This is a genomic window from Geobacillus sp. LEMMY01, from assembly GCF_002042905.1.
Lineage (GTDB): Bacteria > Bacillota > Bacilli > Bacillales > Anoxybacillaceae > Geobacillus > Geobacillus proteiniphilus.
On sequence record NZ_MVKA01000039.1, the window covers coordinates 13,297 to 29,025 of the forward strand.

A 15,729-nucleotide genomic window follows, 5' to 3' on the forward strand; every position below is an offset into this window, starting at 1 on the left:
ACACGGCTCCATCACACCGGCATTCGCTTGCTTCCTTTTATCGTTGATGGATGCGACCATGCTGAAAATGGAGTGACCCCTTATGGCTTTGTTTACTCGCCTATCGTGGTTTTACGCCAAACAGATGGGAAAAAGCATTCTCTATATGGGAACATACACATTTTTGTTAATCATGCTGATGATGCGCTTTCTCATTCGCCAGTACGATTCCTTTGGTAAGACGGATTATGGAAATTTTGTCGGGGAAATGACGTTAATCGTCCAAGCGACAATGCTGCTGTTTATGGTGTTTTTTTACAAGTTGTTCTCTGATGAATACCGATTTGGCGCCAATCTTTTGTTTGCCGGTTCACTGCGCATCACAGCGTTGAAAATCGCCGCCTTGTTCGCCAATCACCTGTTGTTTCTTGCATTCTTCACCGGTCTGCAAGTTGTGCTCGTATGGCAGTTTTATCGGACATGGAGCCTTCCCTTTTCTTCGTTGTATACCGAAACGGCATCGTATATTGCCGTATATTGGCTATTGCCGTTCGTATTTGCCTTTTTTCTTGGTATTTTCACTGCTCTATTGTTTGGGAAAAACCGATTAAGCTTTGCCTGGATGATGGTCATTTGGCTGGCAATCGGCCCGATGAATACACAATTGTTTTCCCGTTATTTCCATCGCATCCCCTTTTCCGACATCCGTAGTTTGTTCTACATCGGTCCGTTGAATATGGACGATGTATTTCGTGACGTCATTGGATACAGCGTCAGCCTTCCGACGTATATGAAAATATTGTTTTGGATCCTAGCGTCGATGATGGCGGTATGGGCCATTCTTTGGAAAACGGCCCGCACTACAAAGGAGAAAGCGGCCATTATCATGGGCGTTGCTTTGCTTTTGTCGGGTGATGCTTGGTTGTTTCCGCATATTTTCACAGGAAGCAAACTGGTGTTTAGCTACGCTGATTTGGCTCAAGAAAATGTTTACTATCAAACTCATGATCCAACAATCAAACCGAGCACATTGCACTATTCGATTGAACGGTACGACATTCAGCTGGAGGCCAAAAACGGTGTACATGCGAAAGTGAAAGTGACCTTGCGACAAATTCGGGGCGACACGCTGTCGTTCGTGCTTTATCATCATTTTTCTCTGAAGCAAATCACCGATCAAACCGGAAAACAGCTGCCGTTTATTCAACAGGGGGATGTCATCACGGTCAAACGGTCACCCAATCGCTTGACCGACGAATGGACGTTTGAGTATCAAATGAACGATTCCGCGCAAATTCCCATTTCACCGCACTATTTGTTTTTGCCGAGCGATTTCAGCTGGGTGCCGACAAAAGCCGACCATGCGCCGTTTGCCTTTGTGAACGTTCATTCCAGTCCGGTGCCTGTATCGATGCAACCGAGCCATCCGATCCGCTATACGTTGTCGTTTCACGGAACGGCGCCGTTTTATACGAATTTGCCGCGCCGAAGCGACGGAACGTACGAAGGAGTTGTGTCCGGCGGCATTACAGCCGTAGCGGGAATGTTTTTGAAGGAAAAAATCGGGCCGTGGCAGATCGTGCACCCCGCCGATTGGCCGAATCTTGAGCGGGATTGGCCGGTTTTCGAACGTCATGTACGGCGCATCCACCATGACATCGTGCAGATGTTCGATTTAAAAGAGGCAAAGTTGCCGACGAACATCGTGTTGCTCGCTCCCCATGGTGAACAACGGAGCGTATATAGCAGCGATCATTTGCTTCTTCAAATTGATACGCCATATTCCCTTCGCTCCCAAGAAGGAACATTGATGTATTTGCCGGAAATCATAACAGAAGGACTTCTTTGGAGGGGAGCACATTCATCGATGCAAAAAGAAGTGTTTCAAGCGTTGCTGGCAAGATGGTTCCAACAACAATTAGCCCTTCCCTATTCCGGAGGAGATTTGACGTTTGATTTGGCTTTGTCAGTCGACTCTCCTGACGGGAAAACAGAGGAAGTGCTGAGGCAGCTGTCTGGGGAGTATGAACGCTTATCCGATGAGAAAAAACAAAAATTTTTGGCTTTATGGTACAAACAAATGAGGGAAGGAGCAGATGGCAGCTGGGAGAAAGCGATACAACTCATCCGCATGGTTCAGGAGGGACAGACATGATCCATGTATCCAGCGTCACGAAACGAATCAAAAAACAACTCATTTTATCGAACGTATCGCTTTGCATGGAAGGGATTTACGGGTTAGTCGGACCGAACGGAGCCGGCAAGACGACATTGATGAAAATATTGGCCGGCTTGACACCCATGGATGAAGGGCAGGTGGCGATCGACGAACGAAGCTGCACCAAAGGAAAATATGTGAAAGCTCATGAACGGATCGGTTATTTGCCGCAAGATTTCATGGTCTATCCAAACATTACGGTCGAAGAAGCGCTTGACCATCTCGCTTTATTGCAAGGAATGATGGACAAACGCGAACGGCACGCGGCCGTTGCCGAAGCAATTCAAAAAGTGAACTTGAACGGCCATGAGACGAAAAAGATGTCCGAGCTGTCCGGCGGAATGCGGCGACGGGTGGGAATTGCTCATTTATTGACGCGAAAGCCGTCCATCTTGCTGTTTGACGAGCCGACTGCCGGCTTGGATATTGAAGAGCGAATCCGCTTTCGCCATCTGCTCAAGCAGCTTGGTTCCGAGCATACTATTGTCATTTCTTCGCACATTGTGGAAGACATTGAGTTTTTGTGCACCAAAATTGGGGTTTTAAAACAAGGGCAAGTGTTGTTTGAAGGCACGCCGTCTGAGCTGAAGTCCCGCGCAAAAGGCTGCGTATGGGAATATTGCATACACCCCGAAGAATTGGATGACTTGATCGCAACGAGAGAAGTGGTGCAGCTTCTCGAAGAAGAGGATGGCATTCACGCGCGAGTGTTCTCCAAAAATGGGGGAACAGGGGGGAGACGGGTGGCGCCGCGATTGATCGATGGCTATTTGGCTGTTGTCAGGAGAGGGGAACCAAGATGAAAGCTTACATCGAATGGATGCGAACCGCATTCGTGTTTGACCGCAAGACAATGGGCGGAGCATTTTTTGTTCCACCGGCGATGTTCATCCTATCGCTGTTGCTTATTTTGTTTGTTCCCCGCAAATCGCCAAGTATTTACGACAATGTGATTATCATCCAAGGGCTGTTCATCCCGTTTTCCGGCTGGTGCCTCATCTATCGGTTCGGCGAACTGTATGAAGACGGAGCGCAAGAAACGCTTGTCCCTTACTATAGGCAATGGGTTTGGATCGATATCGTACGTTATTCTTTCATCCATTTGTTGGGGGTTGTCGTGCTAAGCGGGGCATTCATGTGGAAATATGGAGTTTCTTCTTTGTCTTTTTTGAATCTCATTCATTTCATTCTATTGACGTTCTTTTACCTATTTTTCAGCACTGCCTCCCTTGTTCTTACAAAAAACACCAATATCGCACTGACAGTCATTTTTATTTATACGGTGCTTGAAGTGGCCACATTAGGAACGTTCATGCCCTGGCCGCATATCTTTTTGTTCGAGCCGCCGGTTTGGGAACCGATGCTCATCAACAAATTCATCATGTTAACGCTGTCCATCTTTCTAGCAGCATTCATCACCATTGTATGGATCAGCAAAGGAGATCGGAAACCTCAATAAAAGCAGACAGGGGATCATTGACGTTTGGCCGCAAATAACGGCTTCCCCACCCAAACGAGAGGCTATGCTTACAAATCGATTGATTGGTGGCCCGACAGCGTCGTCGCCTCCACCAACTGGCTTAATCCCGGTCAAGAAGAAACGCGCAACTTTACTCAAACCAATCAGGCTAAATACTATGGCCAAATTGTTGGTCAAACGATTGGCTCAAGAGGATATGTGACTATTACCGTCAAATAAATATACCGAATCAGGATGATGAGGGAGTCAGGGATACGCCTAAAAAGAATGGTGCGATCCATGACCGCATTTTTCTTTTGTCAACTTCTCGGAAAGAAAGCGGTTGATCAGCTATGAGGTGGAATTTTCTCGTCTTATTTTATCTAAAAAAACTGTTGAGAAGTAAGCTATACGTTGGTGCCAGCATACTATTTTTTGTTTTGTTGCTTATCAGATTCCTTTTATTCTTTTCAGACGATATGAACTCAGGCATGGAATACTCTGGGGAGTTGCCCTCTGAAGTGTTCATGCTTGTCCAAATCGTTTCGATCTTTTACATCGTGTTTTTCTATCTTCTCTATTCCAAAGAACTTCTTTACGGCGTTTCGTCATGGTTCGCCGATGGCTACCGGATTCTGCTCGAGAAAACGAGCGCCTTGTTCGCGGTTCATACGCTGTGCCAAGGGGTCATGCTGATGATGGCCTACGGGGTGTTTTCCCTCGTGTATGTCTTGATCGGGGTGGAGCCTTCGGATCTGTATTTGTCGCTGCTGCGGTTTCTCGCCGTCTACCTGTTCGGGCCGCTCGTGTTCACCGTTCTGTACGGCGTCATCATCGCGATGCTGTTCGGCACGAAAAGAATTAGTTTTTTCGCTATTTTGTTTGTGTGGATCCTGACCGGACCGATGACCACGGAGCTGTTCATCGATGTATCCCAAACCGTTCATGCCCGCGACTGGGCGTCGCTGCTGTTTATCGGGAAACATATGATCCAACATGTGTATGATTCATACATCGGATTTGAGGTCGATCGCGGCGGGGAATGGAAATTCGCTGCATGGCTTCTTGCTCTTGCCGCATTGTCCTTGCTGTCGTCGATCCGCTGGACGCAGACGAAAAAGGAACGAAACACAGTCCTAAAAGCGCTGCTCGTCTTCCCGTTTCTTATCGTCCTAACCGCCTACAACTCCTTGCAAACGAACACAAAGGCGTTCACCCGGGCCGATCAGACGACCGAACTTGAGGAATACCGCCAGATGAAACAAGAGGTAAAAGCCGATTTGCGCTACCGTATTCAGTCGTACGACCTTTCCTTGCATGGATCGCGCGCTGTCGTGCGCGTGGCCTTGTCCCATTTGGAAACGAACCGGCCAACGTTTCAACTGTACCATTTGTATCCGCTTCACTCGATTGAAGCGGACCATCAGCCCGTCAAGTTTACGAGAAACGGCGATCTCGTGACCGTGTGGCTGCCCAAACGAACCTTGACGCTCACCTTTTCCTATAAGATCGTCGATACGGCCCTCATCCCGCACACCAACGGCCGCATCGTCCTGCTGGCGGATCGGGCGTGGTATCCGAAAAGGAGAGCTTCGCACATGTATCGGATTGATGAATATCGGGTGGCGGGGATGAAAGCTTGGGATGGGGCGTTCACTGATCAATTCTTTCCAAATGAAACGTACACCTTTACCTTGGACGTGGACGGCGATGTGCTGTTTTGCAATGTGCCAAAGCGTGGAAAGGTTTACCGAGGGAAGGCGCAAGCGGTCACCTTGATCAAAGGGCAAGGACATCAACTCGTCTATCAAGGATATGAGATCACCTACCCGGCCGACTGGCCGCACATGGCGGAACGGGCGCCGACTGTCATCCGCCAGTTGGAAAAAACGTTTCATTATGTACAACAAATCGCATCAACGGCGGTTCCATCGCTGCCGAAATCCATTGTGTTCTCAAGTTGGGGGCTATCCTCGTTTATGGCCAATGACCATCTTGTCTATAACACGAGCTTTTTTTCGATTGGCACCTATCATGTGGAACACGATTATTATGAAAAAATACTCCGGCTTTCCGTGCCGCCGAAAGGATCGCGGATCATGTACAACGAGTGGATCTCGCTGGCCACCCGCTGGTTGATGCAAAAAAATGGCCTGCCGGTGATCGACTGGAGCTCCAAAAGCGAGTGGTTCGAGTCGCAGCCGCGATCCGTGCAGAAGCAGATTGAATCGATTTATGATGATTTTCAGCCGCTTGATGTAGACCAAAAACAGCAATTTTTGCGGACATGGTATGAGAACATGGACGATGCTTGGACATGGGACCGCGTCTTCGAGATGATGCAGGAGGTGAAAGGCGTTGGCAGTCACCATTGAAGGATTGACGAAAATCGTGAAAAAAAAGGCGATTTTATCGGATGTCTCCCTCACCATCTCCGGCGTGTACGGCTTGCTTGGACCAAACGGCGCCGGCAAGACGACATTGATGCGCATTTTGGCCGGGCTGTTGGATTTCAATGAGGGGCGGGTGTTGCTCGGAGACGAACCGATCAGCACCGGCACGAGAGTGAAACGGGTGAACGAGATCGGCTATTTGCCGCAAGAGTTTATGATTTACCCGGAGCTGACGATGTATGAAGTGCTCGAGCATCTCGCGGTATTGCAAGGAGAACATCCCGCCGCCTGCCGGCCTAAAATCGAAAAGGTCATCGAACAAGTCAACTTGTCTTCGCACATGCATAAACCCATGCGCGAGCTGTCCGGCGGCATGCGGCGGCGGGTGGGCATCGCCATGCTGCTGCTTCGGGAGCCGTCCATCCTCCTGTTTGACGAACCGACGGCCGGGCTCGATATTCGCGAGCGCGTGCGGTTTCGCAATTTGTTGAAGCGGCTGGGGCAAGATCATACGATCGTCATCTCTTCGCACCTTGTCGAGGACATTGAATTTTTGTGCGCCAAAATCGGGGTTTTGGACCGCGGCGTGGTGCTGTTTGAAGGCAGCCCGGACGAGCTCAAGCAAAAAGCCGCTCCTTATACGTATGAGTTGGACGTGCCGTTTGAGGAACTCGACTCGGTTATGGCCGCCAACGAAGTCGTCCAAATGAACGAAGAGCCTTCCCACGTCGTCGTGCGCGTCCTATCGGAGAACCCGATCGGCCGGCCTGTCGCCCCGAGGCTGATGGACGGATATTTGGCGTTGTTGAAAGAGGCGGAAGCGCATGGATAAGAAGACGATCGCCCATCATTTTTCCTTTGACCGCCGCTTGCTCGGCCGATTGTACTGGTTTCCGTTTCTCGCGTATGGGCTGTGCGTGGGGTTGATGGTGATCTTTTCCGCCCGCTCCGACGAACCGTTTTTGCCCTACACTGTCATCCAAGGCATCGCCGTGCCGATCGCCGGATGGCATCTCGTCTTTTTGTACCGCCATTTGTATGACGAGGGGGCGAAAGAGGCGGTGTTATGGTATTATCGGAAAGCGGTCGTCCTCGACTTGCTTCGCTATGCCGTTTTGCATGGGGGATGCATCGTTCTTCTTGTCTTGGCGGTCATATGGATCCATGGAACGATGTTTCTCACCGCTCCCGTTTTGGTGCACCTGTTTCTGTTGTTTTCGTTTTACCAGTTGATTGGACTTGCCATGTTATGCGTCTTCCGCAGCCTGGATGTCGCCTTGTCGGTCATCGCGGTCTATACCTTTATGGAAGTCGCGACGCAAGGGACGTTCATGCCGTGGCCGCATCTGTTTTTGTTTCAAGCGCCGGCCGACTCGCTGTCCCTCCTTCTTCCTATGATGTGGCTGGGGGCGGGCATTGTGATCGCCGCCATTTTGATTGGACGGGAGTTTTGGTAAACGAGGGCGGAACCCAACAGAGAAATGTGGGGGGCTTGTTGGTGTGGTCTCCGTTCATTGGACGCACCCGTCCGCCCCCACCTCATCTCCGCAATACGGGACAGACCGTCCTGGACACAAAAAAGAGGCACGGTTCATGAGCGGGCTTTCTCATAAATCGTCTTCCCGTCGCGCTCGATTTCGCGCCGGATCGCTTCGTTCAGCGCGTCGAAAAAAAGCACGTCGCACGAATAAATGCCGACGATCTCGTCAATATCCTCTTTGATTTTCCACTTTTGTTTGCCGGTGTAGTCCACGCACAAGTCAATGTCGGAGTTGTAGCGGGCCGTGCCGCGCGCCCGCGAGCCGAACAACACGACTTTTTGAATCTCCTCCTCGCCGGCGAAATACGCCATCAGCCGTTCAAACACGGTCGGGCTAATTCCATAGCTCACGGTCGATCACTTCTTTTTTGATCTATTCGAGTAGCGCTTCGATTTTGTGGACATATTCATTCATCTGAAATCAAACATGCCTACTTCAGAAAACAGTGAACAGACTAAATCACTTCTAACGATATTTGATGCAGCATATCGAGATCTTGCGTCTGGCAAGATGGAAAGAACTCGCCGTAGACACTTATATTTACTTTACGCTGCGGAAAAGCCTCAACATGAATTGATTCAATTCTCGCCGTATAACGCCCGTTGTTTTGAATAAGGTTAAACATAAACTCGCTATAGAAAGCAGGAATATATCCTAGCTTGCATCCTTTATCTGTCAACACTTCTACTGCTTTAGAATCTTGCCTATTCTCCGGCTCTAATCGAAAATGTACCTCATCCCCCACTTTAAGATGTTGAATCACTCGATTTCCCTCGTAATATCTCCAACCCGCGACATAAAAATCAAAATCGAAATGATTTCCCGATACATAAATAGGCGCTACAAATTCATAAGAATCTGTCGCAAGTTTACCACCGGTAGCCCGTAACAAATCCATATCTGTACAATCGCGCGGCAAACCGTATGTCCGCAAAATTTCTAAAAAATCCGGACGGCGCCGGTCAGGCAAACGTCGCTCGAACGGTCCAAACAATTTGTCTGAAACATATTTTCTTTCCATATCCCGAAAGGCTAAATGAGGCTTGTAACCGTTTTCTAGGGCCTCGAGTAATCCTCTTCTTTTCCTGCTGTGTTCGTAATAAAATACATATTTTTCTCCATCATGCAATAAATTTCCAATATGATATCGCTGCCGAGTATATTCATTTTGCCAAATTAACCACAGCACAAAAGGGCGCACCACCTTACCTCACCTCCATATACCAATTTAAGAGCCATTCCTTTCGATACTGTAATAACTTTAATACCCATTCTTTGTGAATTTTACTCATGGCGTTTTCTGAAATACCCTCTAAAACACTTATGATTTGTTGCTCATTAATTTGACTGATACGATCAATTTCCTCCTTTACTTCCTTTGGATATAATCCATAAATGAAACTCAGTAGCTCTTTATATTTAGGCTTATTTTTGTGAGGAAGGCCGATTAAAGAGAAACTCCGGTTTGTAAACGCATCAAACATTCTCTGATCTTGAAACATTTTTAGAATACGTTCTTCCTTCAATTGATACCCTAGTGACGCCCCATTATCATATATAGGTGCAAGCTTGCAACTAGTGTGGTGAACAATAATCCCCCAGTTATCACAATGACGATCTTGATTTGCAATTAGTGCGTCAAATATAGGAATTTGCACAAACTTTTTTTCAAGGTGAAATTCAAATAATACTTTTATTATATTAGGGAAATGATAATGTTTTAAATTGTAGCGATCAAAGTCCTCCGTAATTGTAAAGAATAAATCGCCGCCTTCATAAAATTCTTCACTATCGAAAACAAAATTTTTAGACAAAACCCCTACTATTCCATCATAAACGGCTAAATCGGCCTCCATCATGTTTAACCCTATCCGTTGGCCAATTTTTGATGCGACAACCTCCGCCCACGCTTCTCCAGTATTTTCCTTAGGAATTTTAAATAAATAACGATGGGTATTATCTGGATGAATCAACCAGAACTTCTCTCTTGTACCAGAGGCTTGCCGCTCCTCATCTTTTTTCCAATCGCTAACATCACGTAAACCCATAATGATGATCCTTTTTCTAGTTTTTTAAAAATTGATCATAAGAGAACCCCATTTAAAGTTATTATACCATATGCATTGCTGTTTGCCTTTATCCAAATCTTCATACACATGATCACAAACAATCATGACCATGCAAACACCCGAAGCCAAAGAAGGCTTCGGGCGCTTTCGCTCACACTTCCTCACAATATTCATCGAACAGCGCCTGCAGCTTTTGCACGACGGCGACCGGTTCGTGCCCTTCGATGTCGTGGCGGTGCAGCATGGCGCACAATTTTCCGTCTTTTAACAAGGCGAACGACGGCGAGGATGGCGGCTCGCCGACAAAATATTCGCGCGCGCGGGCGGTCGCTTCTTTGTCTTGGCCGGCAAAGACGGTCACCAAATGGTCCGGGCGCTTGTCGTAATGAACCGCGTGGGCCGCTGCCGGACGGGCGATGCCGCCGGCGCAGCCGCACACCGAGTTGATGAGCACGAGCGTTGTGCCCGGACGGCGGAATGCCGCATCGACGTCTTCCGGCGTGCGCAGCTCTTCAAATCCGGCTTCGACCGCTTCGCGCCGCGCTTGTTCGACGATGTCGTTATAGAGCGGAAATTGAAATTGGAACATCGTGACACCTCCTTCGATTTGCCTTTATCATATCACAGTTCACCGCCCCGCTTCCGTTCATACGCCTCGATCAGCTCGCGGACGGCGGCGGTGACCGGCTTGGCGCCGGAAATGACGCTGTTCTCGAGCATCGGGAGCTTTTCTTTCACGATCGGGTCGGCGAAAAAGCGCGTTTCGATATATTCTTTGATCATGGCGTGCATCCAGTCTTTTTGCTGCTGGCGGCGGCGGTCATCAAACACGCCGGATTGCTTTGTCGTCTCGACAAACGTTTGAATGATGCGCCACATGTCGGCGATCCCTTCTCCCAAAAGCGCCGAGCATGTGTACGCTTTCGTCTCCCAGCCGGGCGTGGCCGGGCGGAGGTAATGGAGAAACTGGTTGTATTCTTTTTGCGCCGCTTTTGCTTTTTCTTTATTATCGCCGTCCGCCTTGTTGATGACGATGGCGTCCACCAGCTCCATGATGCCGCGCTTCATGCCTTGCAGCTCGTCGCCGGCGCCGGTTAAGGCGAGCAGCAAGAAAAAGTCAACCATCCCGCGGACGACAAACTCGCTTTGCCCGACGCCGACCGTCTCGACGAGGATGATGTCATAGCCGGCCGCCTCGCACAGCATCATCGTCTCGCGCGTTTTTCGGTGTACGCCGCCAAGCGCCCCGCCCGATGGGGACGGACGGATGAAAGCAAGCGGATTGCGGGCGAGCGCCTCCATCCGCGTTTTGTCGCCGAGGATGCTGCCGCCGGTCAACGAACTCGTCGGGTCGACGGCCAAGACGGCGACGCGATGGCCCTGCTCGCATAAAAACGTGCCAAACGCTTCAATGAACGTGCTTTTCCCCGCCCCCGGCACGCCGGTGATGCCGATGCGAATCGAGCGGCCGACGTGCGGAAGCAGTTCATTGAGCACTTGCTGGGCGAGATCCATATGCCTGGCCGCATTGCTTTCGACAAGCGTAATCGCCTGCGCCAAAATGGTGCGGTCGCCGGCGAGCACTCCTTGGACGTATTCTTTAACCGATCGTTCTTTTCGCCGCACGAGCCGCTTCGGCGCCGGTGGGCGCTCGGCTTGCACGTACGACGACGCGCTCTCGCCGTCCGCCCATTCCGGACGCCGCGGCTGCCCGTCCGAAACTGCGCTCTGGCCGCTTGCCTGTTCCCGCCGTTTCTCTTCGCCGTTCATTGGTTCACTTCCTCATAGCCAAGCCGGGCGTAAATTTCATCCAACACTTTTTCCGCCGCTTCCGGAATGACCGTGCCCGGTCCGAAGATGGCGGCGGCGCCGTGCTCATACAAAAACGCGTAGTCTTGCGGCGGGATGACGCCGCCGACGACGACCAAAATATCATCGCGGCCGAGTTTGCCGAGCTCCTCGACAAGCTGCGGCACGAGCGTTTTATGCCCGCCGGCGAGCGAGCTGATGCCGACGGCGTGCACGTCGTTTTCGACCGCCTGGCGCGCCGTTTCTTCCGGCGTCTGAAAGAGCGGGCCGATGTCAACGTCAAACCCTAAATCGGCAAACGCCGTGGCGATTACTTTCGCCCCGCGGTCATGGCCGTCCTGCCCCATTTTCGCGATCAAGATGCGCGGGCGGCGTCCTTCGAGTTCGGCGAACTGCTCAACCCGTCGCTTCACCCGTTCCAGCTGCGCTTCATTTTTGTATTCCGAGCTGTAAACGCCGCTGATCGAGCGGATGGCGGCGCGATGGCGGCTCGCCACTTTTTCGATCGCGTACGAAATTTCCCCGAGCGTCGCCCGGACGCGCGCCGCTTGGACGGCAAGCTCGAGCAAGTTCCCCTCGCCCGTTTCCGCCGCTTTCGTGATGGCGTCAAGCGCCGCTTCGACCTGTTCGTTGTCGCGCGTCGCCTTTAGCTCGTTCAGCCGCTCGATTTGCCGCTGACGCACGGCAGTGTTGTCGACTTCCAAAATGTCGATCGGCTCTTCTTTTTCCGGGCGGTATTTATTGACGCCGATGATCGTTTCCGCTCCTGAATCGATGCGCGCTTGGCGGCGGGCCGCCGCTTCTTCGATGCGCATTTTCGGGATGCCGGTTTCAATGGCTTTGGCCATCCCGCCTAAGCTTTCGATTTCTTCGATATGCGCCCACGCCCGCTTCATCAACTCGTTCGTCAACGTCTCGACGTAATACGAACCGGCCCACGGGTCGATCGTCCGACAAATGCCCGTTTCTTCCTGCAAGTACAGCTGCGTATTGCGGGCGATGCGCGCCGAGAAGTCGGTCGGCAAGGCGATCGCTTCATCCAAGGCGTTCGTATGGAGCGACTGCGTATGCCCCATCGCCGCCGCGTGCGCCTCGATGAGCGTGCGCACGACGTTGTTGAACGGATCTTGCTCGGTCAAGCTCCAACCCGACGTTTGCGAATGCGTCCTTAGAGCGAGTGATTTCGGATTTTTCGGATTGAACGTTTTCATCATTTTCGCCCACATGAGGCGCGCGGCCCGCAGTTTCGCCACTTCCATAAAGTAGTTCATGCCGATCGCCCAGAAAAACGACAGCCTCGGCGCGAACGAGTCGATGTCAATGCCGGCTTTCAAGCCGGTGCGCACGTACTCAAGCCCGTCAGCGAGCGTGTACGCCAGCTCCAAATCGGCCGGCGCCCCGGCTTCTTGCATATGGTAGCCGGAAATGCTGATGCTGTTGAATTTCGGCATGTATTTGGCCGTATAGGCGAAAATGTCGGCGATGATGCGCATCGACATCTCCGGTGGATAAATGTACGTGTTGCGCACCATATATTCTTTCAAAATATCGTTTTGGATCGTGCCGGACAGTTTGTCTTGCGTCACTCCCTGCTCTTCGGCGGTGACGATGTAAAACGCCATAATCGGGAGCACCGCCCCGTTCATCGTCATCGACACTGACATTTGGTCGAGCGGGATGCCGTCAAACAAAATTTTCATATCGAGCACCGAGTCGATGGCCACCCCCGCTTTGCCGACGTCGCCGACCACGCGCGGATGGTCGGAGTCATAACCGCGGTGCGTCGCCAAGTCAAAAGCAACCGACAGCCCTTTTTGCCCCATCGCCAAATTGCGCCGATAAAAGGCGTTGCTCTCCTCGGCGGTCGAAAAGCCGGCGTATTGGCGGATCGTCCACGGCCGCACGACATACATCGTCGGGTACGGCCCGCGCAAGTACGGCGGCAAGCCGGGCATATAATCAAGAAAATCGAGCCCATCGATATCTTTCTTTGTATAAAGCGGCTTCACCGCAATGTGCTCATTCGTCTGAAACAACAGCTCATCGATCGACGCTTGCACGCGCCGCTCCACCGCGTCTCTCCACTGTTTCTCATCCACATCGGCCGTTGCGGCGGAAAACGTCATGTTTGTAAAATCAACGTACTTCGCCATCAAGCGCCACCCCTCTTTCCGTTAGAAACGCCACGATCACATCGTACGCGTTCGAACCGAGATGAATCGATCCGTCCACGCCCGCGTCCGCGTACGTTCTCTCGAGCTCTTCCGGCGGCTTTCCGGCGACATACAGCTTCGCGTTCGGCTTGGCTTGCTTGAACGCTTTCGCCAACACCGGAACGAACGCCGGATAATCGTCATCGGCGCCGCAAACGATATAATGCGTCCCGTTCGTGTTCCGCACCCATTCGACCGCTTCCGCGACCGAGGCGAAGCCATCGCTCCGCTCAGCCGCCACCCCGCCGGCCGCAAACAGCCCGGCGATGAAATCGGCGCGCGCTTGATGGCGGACAAGCGGCCCGATATTGATCAAGTGAACGGAAAGCCGGCTTCCCGTGCGTTCGGCATGCTCCTCGGCTGCTTTCCGCAACGTTTCAAACGGCTCGGCCAAGCGCCATGCCCGAATCGGCGCAATGCGGACTGACGCGTTTCCGTCAGCGAGCGCCGCTGCGATCTCCCGAGCGGTTGCTCGACGACGGGCCGCACGAATCGCCGCTTCCATCCACTTCCCGCCGACAAGCGCGCTGCGAATCTCGGCCACCCGCTTTTCATCCAGCGGCGGCACCTCGTTCGCTGCGGCTTGCTTCGGCTTTTCGATCGGCGTTTCCTCCAAATTGGCGTACACGTTCGTACCGACGATTTTTTCCTTCCGCGTCTTGACACGATCCAGCCGCCGCTTGGCGACCGCTTCCACTTCCGCCTGCACGAAGCCGTCTTCGAGCGCCTTCGCCATGCCGCCTTTTTCCTCCACTCGCTGGAACAGCTTCCACGCTTCTTCGGCAAGTCTGGCGGTCAACGTTTCCACATAATACGAGCCGCCCGCCGGATCGATGACGTTCGCCACATGCGCCTCTTCGAGCAAAATGAGCTGCGTGTTGCGGGCGATGCGCCGCGAAAACTCATCAGCGAGTCCGATCGCCTCGTCAAACGGCGACACGTGCACGCCATCGGCGCCGCCGACAACGGCCGCAAACGCTTCCGCCGCCGCCCGGAGCATGTTCACATACGGGTCGTACACCGTTTTCGTAAAGTGCGACGTGCGCACATGCAGCTCGATCCGCCTTGTTGATTCACCGCCGCCAAACGCTTCGATCACTTGCGCAAACAACCGCCGCGCCGCCCGCAGTTTCGCGATTTCCATAAAGAAATCAGCCCCGACCGCAAACGACGCTTGCATCCGCGTCGCGATGCCATCGACCGTCAAGCCCCGGTCCAGCCCGGCGCGGATGTACTCGACCGCCGCCGCCAGCGCAAACGCCAGCTCCTGCACGGCGTTCGCCCCGCCGTCATGGTACGGCTCGCCGCGCACAAGAATCGTGCAGACGTTCGGCATCTGTTCCTTCGCCCACTTCGTCACTTCCGACATTTCATCATACAGCCGCGAAAGCGAACACGGGAGCGTCCCATGTTCCGCCCACGCCCCGAGCGGATCCATGCCGACCGCGCCCCGTACGCTCGATAGCGGCACTCCCCGCTCCTCTAAATAAGCGGCCAAAAGCGCCAAAAACGAAAGCGACCGCGCCCCGGCGTCAACACGGAGCGAATAGCGGTCCAGCGGCACACCATCAAACATCGCCGCCACATCATCGACCGACTCTACGGCAAACGGCAGCCGCCCGAGAGCCAGATGGATTTCCGTCTGCCCCCGCTGCAAGTCGTGCTTGACCGCCTCGTTCCATTCAGACGGGCTCGCTGCTAAAATCTCCTGGCTCACCTTCCACGGCTCGCCCCGATACCCTTCCGGCCGCGCCCCGCGCACATACTGGCCAAAGCCCGGGTATTGCTCAAGCGGGCCGAGCGCCTCCAAATCACGGCGCGTATAGAGCGGTTTGACCGCAATGTTTTCGTACGTCATCGATACAAGCCGCTCGAGCGGCTTGCCTTTCAGCGACTTTTCCGCTTCCCGCTCCCACTCCTCCACCGTCGGAGCCGGAAACGCCGCTTCCTTCATCTTCGCGACATCGCTCATTCCCCATCCCCCTTTGCGTCTTTTTCAACAAAGAAACCGCTTTCTTTTTCCGCCGTTTTTTCTCTTCTCGCCTAAT

At 52.4% G+C, this 15,729-nt stretch carries 14 protein-coding genes; 7 read left to right on the plus strand and 7 right to left on the minus strand.

The features are described 5' to 3' along the window. Positions 1 to 82: 82 nt before the first annotated feature. From B1A75_RS16385 to B1A75_RS16415, 7 genes are all read left to right on the plus strand, one after another. Entirely contained in the window at positions 83 to 2,134 is a 2,052-nt protein-coding gene (locus B1A75_RS16385) for an ABC transporter permease (protein ID WP_074044582.1), read from the plus strand. Further along, positions 2,131 to 3,000, plus strand: a complete 870-nt coding sequence (locus tag B1A75_RS16390; RefSeq protein WP_074044581.1) for an ABC transporter ATP-binding protein — start codon at positions 2,131 to 2,133, stop codon at positions 2,998 to 3,000. The genes B1A75_RS16385 and B1A75_RS16390 overlap by 4 nt, the downstream gene beginning before the upstream one ends. Further along, positions 2,997 to 3,656 carry a hypothetical protein gene (locus B1A75_RS16395; protein ID WP_025948779.1) on the plus strand — a complete coding sequence of 220 codons (660 nt, stop codon included), beginning with the start codon at positions 2,997 to 2,999 and terminating at the stop codon, positions 3,654 to 3,656. The genes B1A75_RS16390 and B1A75_RS16395 overlap by 4 nt, the downstream gene beginning before the upstream one ends. 24 nt (positions 3,657 to 3,680) lie before the next feature. Continuing rightward, positions 3,681 to 3,896 carry a hypothetical protein gene (locus tag B1A75_RS16400; RefSeq protein ID WP_074044580.1) on the plus strand — a complete coding sequence of 72 codons (216 nt, stop codon included), beginning with the start codon at positions 3,681 to 3,683 and terminating at the stop codon, positions 3,894 to 3,896. 113 nt (positions 3,897 to 4,009) lie between these two features. Continuing rightward, entirely contained in the window at positions 4,010 to 6,031 is a 2,022-nt protein-coding gene (locus B1A75_RS16405; RefSeq protein WP_079936526.1) for an ABC transporter permease, read from the plus strand. Further along, complete coding sequence (locus B1A75_RS16410; RefSeq protein ID WP_074044578.1) at positions 6,015 to 6,881, plus strand: ATP-binding cassette domain-containing protein; 867 nt, start codon at positions 6,015 to 6,017, stop codon at positions 6,879 to 6,881. The genes B1A75_RS16405 and B1A75_RS16410 overlap by 17 nt, the downstream gene beginning before the upstream one ends. Continuing rightward, a complete protein-coding gene (locus B1A75_RS16415) occupies positions 6,874 to 7,506 on the plus strand; it encodes a hypothetical protein (protein WP_074044577.1) in 633 nt (210 codons plus the stop codon). Before B1A75_RS16410 ends, B1A75_RS16415 begins: the two co-directional genes overlap by 8 nt. A 134-nt stretch (positions 7,507 to 7,640) precedes the next feature. On the opposite strand, the gene B1A75_RS16420 is transcribed toward B1A75_RS16415, so the two are convergent. From B1A75_RS16420 to B1A75_RS16450, 7 genes are all read right to left on the minus strand, one after another. After that, positions 7,641 to 7,901, minus strand: a complete 261-nt coding sequence (locus tag B1A75_RS16420) for a nucleotidyltransferase family protein (protein WP_074044584.1) — start codon at positions 7,899 to 7,901, stop codon at positions 7,641 to 7,643. A 143-nt stretch (positions 7,902 to 8,044) separates the two neighbouring features. Continuing rightward, positions 8,045 to 8,791, minus strand: coding sequence for an HIRAN domain-containing protein (locus B1A75_RS16425; RefSeq protein ID WP_041468718.1), 747 nt, complete (start codon positions 8,789 to 8,791; stop codon positions 8,045 to 8,047). 4 nt (positions 8,792 to 8,795) lie between these two features. Then, complete coding sequence (locus B1A75_RS16430; RefSeq protein WP_079936527.1) at positions 8,796 to 9,638, minus strand: HipA domain-containing protein; 843 nt, start codon at positions 9,636 to 9,638, stop codon at positions 8,796 to 8,798. Between the two features lie 172 nt (positions 9,639 to 9,810). After that, positions 9,811 to 10,248 carry a BrxA/BrxB family bacilliredoxin gene (locus tag B1A75_RS16435; RefSeq protein WP_011231850.1) on the minus strand — a complete coding sequence of 146 codons (438 nt, stop codon included), beginning with the start codon at positions 10,246 to 10,248 and terminating at the stop codon, positions 9,811 to 9,813. A gap of 32 nt (positions 10,249 to 10,280) precedes the next feature. Continuing rightward, positions 10,281 to 11,429, minus strand: a complete 1,149-nt coding sequence (gene meaB / locus B1A75_RS16440; protein WP_079936528.1) for a methylmalonyl Co-A mutase-associated GTPase MeaB — start codon at positions 11,427 to 11,429, stop codon at positions 10,281 to 10,283. Then, complete coding sequence (gene scpA, locus B1A75_RS16445; RefSeq protein ID WP_074044574.1) at positions 11,426 to 13,621, minus strand: methylmalonyl-CoA mutase; 2,196 nt, start codon at positions 13,619 to 13,621, stop codon at positions 11,426 to 11,428. The genes meaB and scpA overlap by 4 nt, the downstream gene beginning before the upstream one ends. After that, positions 13,605 to 15,653, minus strand: a complete 2,049-nt coding sequence (locus B1A75_RS16450) for a methylmalonyl-CoA mutase family protein (RefSeq protein WP_079936529.1) — start codon at positions 15,651 to 15,653, stop codon at positions 13,605 to 13,607. Before B1A75_RS16450 ends, scpA begins: the two co-directional genes overlap by 17 nt. Positions 15,654 to 15,729: the final 76 nt, after the last annotated feature.

Bases quoted from the DNA above. Each gene is read 5' to 3' on its own strand.
- B1A75_RS16385 (WP_074044582.1), top strand. From the start codon at position 83: ATGGCTTTGTTTACTCGCCTATCGTGGTTTTACGCCAAACAGATGGGA.
- B1A75_RS16390 (WP_074044581.1), top strand. From the start codon at position 2,131: ATGATCCATGTATCCAGCGTCACGAAACGAATCAAAAAACAACTCATT.
- B1A75_RS16395 (WP_025948779.1), top strand. From the start codon at position 2,997: ATGAAAGCTTACATCGAATGGATGCGAACCGCATTCGTGTTTGACCGC.
- B1A75_RS16405 (WP_079936526.1), top strand. From the start codon at position 4,010: ATGAGGTGGAATTTTCTCGTCTTATTTTATCTAAAAAAACTGTTGAGA.
- B1A75_RS16415 (WP_074044577.1), top strand. From the start codon at position 6,874: ATGGATAAGAAGACGATCGCCCATCATTTTTCCTTTGACCGCCGCTTG.
- B1A75_RS16420 (WP_074044584.1), bottom strand. From the start codon at position 7,901: ATGGCGTATTTCGCCGGCGAGGAGGAGATTCAAAAAGTCGTGTTGTTC.
- B1A75_RS16430 (WP_079936527.1), bottom strand. From the start codon at position 9,638: ATGGGTTTACGTGATGTTAGCGATTGGAAAAAAGATGAGGAGCGGCAA.
- B1A75_RS16435 (WP_011231850.1), bottom strand. From the start codon at position 10,248: ATGTTCCAATTTCAATTTCCGCTCTATAACGACATCGTCGAACAAGCG.
- meaB (WP_079936528.1), bottom strand. From the start codon at position 11,429: ATGAACGGCGAAGAGAAACGGCGGGAACAGGCAAGCGGCCAGAGCGCA.
- scpA (WP_074044574.1), bottom strand. From the start codon at position 13,621: ATGGCGAAGTACGTTGATTTTACAAACATGACGTTTTCCGCCGCAACG.
- B1A75_RS16450 (WP_079936529.1), bottom strand. From the start codon at position 15,653: ATGAGCGATGTCGCGAAGATGAAGGAAGCGGCGTTTCCGGCTCCGACG.